This window comes from Streptomyces sp. NPDC101118, assembly GCF_044759445.1.
GTDB lineage: Bacteria > Actinomycetota > Actinomycetes > Streptomycetales > Streptomycetaceae > Streptomyces.
In genome coordinates, this window is record NZ_JBIVZG010000020.1 from 20,150 (window position 1) to 27,170 (window position 7,021).

The following is a 7,021-nucleotide window of genomic DNA, read 5'->3' on the forward strand; positions in this document are numbered from 1 at the left end:
GGACGACGCGGGCTTAACCGGCAAGATCCGAAAGAGACGGCCTAGCCCGCACCGCGCCACTCAGGACCGAACGACTCACGACCGAACGACTCAGGAGAGAACGACATGTCATCCCCTCTCGGCGCGCTCGCGCCGCACGGCAGGTCCGTGCTGGTCACCGGGGCCTCCTCGGGGCTCGGCCGGGTCTGCGCGCTCGAACTGGAGCGCTCGGGCTTCCGGGTGTTCGCGGGCGTGCGCAACGCGGCCGACGGCGAGGCCCTGGCCCAGGAGGCCGCGTACGGGCGCATCACCCCCGTCCGGGTCGACGTGACCGAGGAGAAGAGCATCGCCGAGGCGGCCGGGACGGTCGCCGAGGCGGTCGCGGACCGGGGCCTGTGGGGCCTGGTGAACAACGCAGGCATCTGCGTCTCGGCGCCGCTGGAGTGCGTCGCGCCCGAACAGCTGCGCCGCCAGCTGGACATCAACGTGGTCGGCCAGCTCGCCGTCACCCAGGCCTTCCTGCCCCAGCTGCGCCGCGCCCGCGGCCGCGTCGTCAACGTGACCTCGGGTCTGGGCAGCGTGGCCATCCCGTACCTGGGAGCGTACGCGTCGGCACAGTTCGCCAAGGAGGCGCTGACCGACGTGCTGCGGCGCGAGCTGCGCCCGCACGGCGTGGAGGTGAGCGTGGTCCAGCCCGGGGCGATCATGACCCCGATCTGGGGGAAGGTCACCGAGACCGCGCGGGCCGCCATGGACGGCGTGCCCGAGCACGTCGCGGACCTGTACCGCATCCCGTTCCACCGCTTCCTGCACGCCAACGAGCGCCAGGCCCGGGACAGCAGGACCCGTCCCGAGGACTTCGCCCGCACCGTCGGGCAGGCGCTCACCGCCCGGCGGCCCCGGTCGCGCTACCGGGTGGGCGCGGACGCCCGCACCGTGAGCGTGCTGGCCCGGGCGCTGCCGGACGCCGCACTCGACCGGTACCTGCGCCCGATCACCCGGTAGGAACCGGCATTCGGGTCGACCGACCGGTATGAAACAGGCCAGTCGGCGGGCCCGCCCGGCACCGCTCCCGAAGGGAACGCGCCATGATCGTGACCGGAATTCTTCGCTCCGGGCGTGATGTGGCTTTCGTTCTCCATACCCCGGGTATGCCGGGCGGGCCCGCTGCGGCCACCCCACGGCCCTGCAAGGGCCCCTGGTCCCACGAGATTTGAGCACCTCCCACGCCCCGCGGCGTGCGGCGGGCCCGCGGTGCGCGACACGGCGGACGCGAACGGACCGTCACGTCGCCGCAGTGACCGAGTTTGCTGTGGAACCCGTGACCCCGCACGACAAGGATGAAGATCATGGCACGAAGCACTCAGCCCGCTCCCGCCGGCGCGGGCGGCTCCCTGGCACGGCTGATCACGCGGCACCGGACCACCCTCGACCGGGCCCTGGAGGTCATCCACACCCGCGAGCACTGGTCCCCGTACCCCGAGGAGACCGGAGCCTACGGGCCGGACGCGGCGGCCGACGGCGAGGCCGCCTTACGGGCCCTGCTCGGCCGCCCCCTGGACCTCGGCCAGCCCGGCCGGGACGGAACGGTCGGCCCGGCGCCCGACCAGGGCGGCGAGCGCTCCCCGTACGGCATGGAACTCGGCATCTCCTACCCCCACCACGACCCCGCGGTCCTGCTCCCGGCCATGACCGCCGCCCTGCCCGCCTGGCGGGACGCCGGGCCCGAGGCGCGCGCCGCGGTCTGCCTGGAGATCCTGGACCGGATCAACGCCCGCAGCCCCGAGTTCGCGGCCGCCGCCGCGCACACCAGCGGCCACAACCCGGTGATGGCCTTCCACGCCGGAGCCGTGCACGCCCAGGACCGCGGCCTGGAGGCCGTCGCCTACGCCTACTTCGAGCAGAGCCGGCTGCCCGCGGGAGCCCGCTGGCGCAAGCCCCAGGGCCCCGACCGGGCCGTCAACCTCAGCAAGCGGTACGCCGTGGTCCCCCGGGGCGTCTCCCTCCTCGTGGCCGGCAGCGTCTTCCCCGCCTGGAACGGCTACCCCGGCCTGTTCGCCTCCCTGGCCACCGGCAACCCCGTCCTGGTCAAGCCGCACCCCGCCGCCGTCCTCCCGCTCGCGCTGACCGTCGCCCAGGCCCGCGAGGTGCTGGCCGAGGCCGGCTTCGCCCCCGACCTCGTGTGCCTGGCCCCCGAGTACCCCGGCGAGCGGCTCGCCCGCCGCCTGGCCACCGCCCCCGAGGTGCGCCTGGTCGACTACACGGGCCGCACCGCCTTCGCGGACTGGCTCACCGCCAACGCCCGCCAGGCCCGGGTGTTCACCGCCACCTCCGCGGTCAACACCGTCCTCGTCGAATCCACCCACGACTACCGCGACATGCTCGCCAACCTGGCCTTCTCCGTCTCCCTCTACAGCGGCCAGCTGTGCACCAGCCCGCAGAACCTGCTGATCCCGCGCACCGGCATCGCCACCGACGAGGGCCACAAGGGCTACGACGAGGTGGTCGCCGACCTGGGCGGCGCGCTGCACGCGCTGCTGGGCGACGACGCGGACGCCTGCGCGGTCCTCGGGGCCCTGCTCGGCCCCGAGGTCCGCTCCCGGGTGGACCTCGCGATGTCCGGCGCCCTCGGCCCGGTCGGTGTGGCCTCGCGGACGGTGCGGCACCCCGGACACCCCGGCGCGGTGGTGCGTACGCCGGTCGTCGTGAAGCTCGACGCCGAGCGCGGCGGGGACCGGGCCACCCTGCTCTCCGAATGGCTCGGCCCGGTCTGCTTCGCGGTGGCCGTGGACTCCGTCCCCTCCGCGCTGGAGCTGCTCGCGGAGACCACGCGGGAGTGCGGGGCGCTCTCGGCCGGCCTGTACTCGGTCTCCGGCGAGGTGGAGACGGCGATGGAGGCCGCCTGCGCCGAGGCCGGGGTGATGCTCTCGATGAACCTGATGGGGGACTGGTACATCTCCCAGTCGGCCGTCTACTCCGACCTGCACGGCACCGGCATGAACCCTTCGGGCAACGCCGTCCTCACCGACGGCGCCTTCGTGGCGGATCGTTTCCGCACGGTGGTGGTACGGCGCTACGGCGGTGCCGCGTGAACACCGTCCTGGCCGCCGAGGTGCCGCTCCGCGGCCGGGAACGCGAACTCGCCCTGATCCGCGACGTGCTGGAGCACGGCCGTCGCGAGGGGGGTGCCGTCCTGGCCGTCGAGGGCATGCCGGGCATCGGCAAGACCCGGCTGCTGACCGAGGCCGCCGCCCTCGCCCGGGCCCTCGGCTACCTGCCCCCGCGCCGCCCCCACGGGCGCGAGGGCAGGGCCGGCCGGGCCTCGGCCACGCTCACCGGCGGCCGGACCGGTGACGGCTACGGCCGCTGCGACCAGCCCTCCGGCCCGCACCTGGTGATCGTCGACGACCTCCGCGGGGCACCCGACCGCGCCCCGCACCGGACCCGCGCCGCCGGCCTCCGGGAACGTTCCGGCGCCGGCCGGGCCGTCTGGCTGATCGCCCACCGGCCCGGCGAGGCCCCGCCGCTCACCGGACCGCTGCTCGCCGACCCGGCGGCCCGGACCGAACGGCTGGTCCTCGGCCCCCTGGGCCCCGCCGCCACCGCCGACCTCGCGCACGACCTGCTGGGCGCCCCGCCCGACCCGGCCCTGCGGCGGCTCATCGGGGACGCCGCGGGCCACCCGCGGCTGCTGATCGAACTGCTCACCGGCCTCCAGGAGGAGGGCGGCGTCAGGCTGTCCGGCGGCGAGGCGGAGCTGCTGGCCGAGGGCCTGCCGGCCCGCCTGTCCGCCCGCGTACGGGCCACCCTGGAGCGGTACTCGGTCGCCTGCCGCCAGCTGCTGCGCGTCGCGGCGGTCCTCGGCGACGAGGTGGTCTACGAGGAACTCGCCCTGATGATGCGCACCTCCGTGTCCGCGCTGCTGCCCACCCTGGAGGAGGTCTGCGCCACCGGGGTGGTCCGCAACGAGGACACCCGAGCCGTCTTCCAGGGCCCGCTGCTGCGCCGGCTGATCGCCGAATCGGTGCCCGCCTCGGTACGGACGGCCCTGGAGCAGGAGGCCGCCGCGCTGCGCTCGGTGCGCCGGGGGCAGCGCCGAGGCGTGCCGGTGCAGCCGGGCCCGCTCACGGCCGACTGCCCGGCGCGCGGCGGCCGGCTGAGCGAGCAGCAGCACGCGCTGGTCGCGCTGGTCGCGGAGGGCCTGACGAACCAGCAGATCGCCCGCCGCCTCGCGCTGTCCCCGCACACCGTCAACTACCACCTCCGCAAGCTCTTCAAGATCTACGGGGTGAGCTCGCGCATCGACCTGCTCCAGGCCGCCCGCTGCAACTGACCCGCCGGCGCCGCGCCCCACGGGATCGGACGTCCCCGCCCGGGATCCCACAGCACCGGCCCGCCAGCCGCCGCACGGCCACCCCCCCACCCGGCTTCGCTGCACCGCCCACCCGGCTTCGCGGCACCGCCCACACCCCGGCCCGGCCCCCACGGCTCCGGGCCCACATCCCCGCCCGGCCCCCACAGCGCCCCGCGCCCGACACCCCGTCCTCTGGAGACCCCGCACCGTGACCGAACTGCGCCTGCCCCCGACCTGGCCCCACCTCGACACCCCGCCCCCCGCCCGCCGCACGCCCTGGCTGCGCGACGCCCTCGCCGCCGAGCCCGAGGACGGCCGCACCCCGCCGCTGGCCGGGGAGCTGCGCGCCGACGTGTGCGTGGTGGGCGGCGGCTTCACCGGCCTCTGGACCGCCCTGGAGATCCTGCGCCGCGCCCCCGGCACCGACATCGTGCTGATCGAGGCGGACGTGTGCGGCGGCGGCGCCAGCGGCGCCAACGCCGGCTACCTGATGCCCATGTGGGCCCGGTTCAGCAGCCTCGTCGCCATCGGGGGCCCGGAGGAGGCCCGCCGTACCGGCGAGGCCTCCGCCGCGGCCGTCGACGAGATCCTCGACTTCGCCGACGCCCACGCCATCGACATCGAGCACCGCCGCGGCCCCTGGATGTGGGCCGCCTCCTCGCCCGGCCAGCGGGGCGCCTGGCAGCAGACCCTGGACGACCTGCACCGCGCCGGCATCGAGCCCCTGCGGCAGATCACCGCGGCCGAGGCCCGCGCCGCCGTCGGCACCCGCGCCCACCACGGCGCCGTGCTCGACCCCGGCTGCGCCACCCTCCAGCCCGCCAAACTGACCCGGGGCCTGCGCCGGGCCAGCCTCGACGCCGGCGTCCGCATCCACGAGCGCACCCCGCTGACCGCGCTGCGGGCCGCCGAGGGCCGTACCGTGCGCGCCCACACCCCGTACGGCAGCGTGCACGCGGACCGGGTGGTGCTCGCGATCAACGCCTGGGCCGGACAGCTGGAGGACCTCGGCCGGCGCATGGTGACCGTGGCCAGCGACACCCTGCTCACCCAGCCGGTGCCGGCGGAGCTGAAGGCCCTGGGCTGGGACGGCGAGACCTCCGTCTGCGACTCCCGGCGCCGGCTGAACTACTACCGCACCACCCCCGACGGCCGGCTCCTCTTCGGCAAGGGCGGCTCCGGCGTCGCCTTCGGCGGCCTCGGCCCCAGCACCCTCTGGGGCGAGGCGCTGCGCCCGGCCGAACTCCGTGCCCACCTCGGCCGCCTCTTCCCCGAACTCGCCGCCGCCCCGGTCGACATGAGCTGGACCGCGCCGGTGGAGTACTCGGTGACCTCGCTGCCCTTCGCCGGCTGGCTGAAGTCCGTGCCCGGGGTCTGCTACGCCACCGGGTACTCCGGCGACGGCGTCGGCCCGTCCCGGCTGATGGCCCGGGTGCTGGCCTCCTTCGTGCTCGGCACGGACGACGAGTGGTCGCGGTCCGCCTTCACCCGCCCGCCGGCCGGCTGGTTCCCGCCGGAACCCCTCCGCTACCCGGGCTCCCGCCTGGTCCTCCCCGCACTCCGCGCGGTGGAGGCCCGCGAGGACCGTGGCGGCCGCGTCCCGGCCGCCGTCAAGCGCCTGCTGTCGGTGTTCTGACCCGCCGCCAGGCAGGGTGCGGCGGGCGGAAACCGGGCGGGCCGGGGAAGCGGGCGGCGGCCGGAAGCGGAACGCGGGCTGCTCTATGCGCGCTCCGTAACGGTCGGGGGCGGAGGGGCGTACGCAGCGTGGCGCGGAGCATAACCACCTGGTCAGCCGCACGAAGCGGAGCACCTGAAGCCATCACGGGGGACCATCATGCGCAGCACCCGCAGGGGCGGGAGGAACCTCGCCCTCGGAGCCGTGGCCGTGGCCGCGCTCCTTTCCGCCACCGCCTGCACGGACGGCGCGAAGGACGACGCGCGCCCCGGCACCCGGCCCGCGACCCAGAGCCCGACCGCACCCGCCGGGTCCGGGGGCCGGACCTCCGCTCCGCCCGCAGCCCCGGGGGGCCCGGGCCTGTCCGCGTCCGGCGGCCCGGGGAGCCCCACCACTCCGGCCGGCTCCCCCCGGCCCGGCGGGAGCGGCGGGCCGGGCGGGGGCAGGGACGGCAAGGCCGCCTGCACCTCCGCGGACATCTCCGTCGCCACGACGTTCTACCGGCAGGACTCGGGCCGGCACATGCTGCTCACCGCCACGAACACCGGGAAGACGCCCTGCACGCTGTACCGCTACCCCTTCGTGCGGTTCGGCGACGGCGCCCGGGACCCGATCGGCCCGCTGGAGTCGGACTGGCACGCGGTGGCCACGATCCGTCCCGGCGGCAAGGCCTACGTGGGCCTGCGGCTCTTCCGCGCCGGCGAGCAGGTCGACCTGAAGAGGAAGATGACCGTCGGCTTCGTGGACCGGGACGGCGAGGTCGGCACGCCGCTGGACGTGCCGCTGCCCGAGCCCACCTTCGTGGACGTGGGCCCGACGCCGGGCGTCACCTACTGGAACACGAGCGAGTCCGTGGTCAGCAGGTACATGTTCGCCACCTGACGGCCGCCGGCGGCGGGCACGGCGGGGGGGGGGGGGGGGCCCCCCCCCCCCCCCCCCCCCCCCCCCCCCCCCCCCCCCCCCCCCCCCCCGGGGGGGGGGGTGGGGCCCCCGCCCCCCCCGCCCCCCCCCGG

General features: G+C 76.3%; 5 protein-coding genes. All 5 read left to right on the forward strand.

Annotation, left to right across the window (positions count from 1 at the left end; all coding sequences use genetic code 11):
* The first annotated feature begins 105 nt into the window (after positions 1–105).
* Positions 106–984, forward strand: coding sequence for an SDR family oxidoreductase (locus ACIQUQ_RS27290; RefSeq protein WP_403980832.1), 879 nt, complete (start codon positions 106–108; stop codon positions 982–984).
* Positions 985–1,328: 344 nt separating this feature from the next.
* Positions 1,329–3,071 (forward strand): phenylacetic acid degradation protein PaaN, encoded by a 1,743-nt coding sequence (gene paaN, locus ACIQUQ_RS27295; protein ID WP_403980834.1) that lies wholly within the window; start codon positions 1,329–1,331, stop codon positions 3,069–3,071.
* Positions 3,068–4,312: a LuxR C-terminal-related transcriptional regulator gene (locus ACIQUQ_RS27300; protein WP_403980836.1), complete on the forward strand. Its 1,245-nt coding sequence runs from the start codon at positions 3,068–3,070 to the stop codon at positions 4,310–4,312. Before paaN ends, ACIQUQ_RS27300 begins: the two co-directional genes overlap by 4 nt.
* 229 nt (positions 4,313–4,541) lie before the next feature.
* Positions 4,542–5,969: an NAD(P)/FAD-dependent oxidoreductase gene (locus ACIQUQ_RS27305; RefSeq protein ID WP_403980838.1), complete on the forward strand. Its 1,428-nt coding sequence runs from the start codon at positions 4,542–4,544 to the stop codon at positions 5,967–5,969.
* Between the two features lie 198 nt (positions 5,970–6,167).
* On the forward strand, positions 6,168–6,890 hold the full coding sequence (locus ACIQUQ_RS27310) for a DUF4232 domain-containing protein (protein WP_403980840.1): 723 nt from the start codon (positions 6,168–6,170) through the stop codon (positions 6,888–6,890).
* Positions 6,891–7,021 lie beyond the last annotated feature (131 nt).

Coding starts and splice junctions, on each gene's coding strand:
- ACIQUQ_RS27290 (WP_403980832.1), top strand. CDS start 106: ATGTCATCCCCTCTCGGCGCGCTCGCGCCGCACGGCAGGTCCGTGCTG.
- paaN (WP_403980834.1), top strand. CDS start 1,329: ATGGCACGAAGCACTCAGCCCGCTCCCGCCGGCGCGGGCGGCTCCCTG.
- ACIQUQ_RS27310 (WP_403980840.1), top strand. CDS start 6,168: ATGCGCAGCACCCGCAGGGGCGGGAGGAACCTCGCCCTCGGAGCCGTG.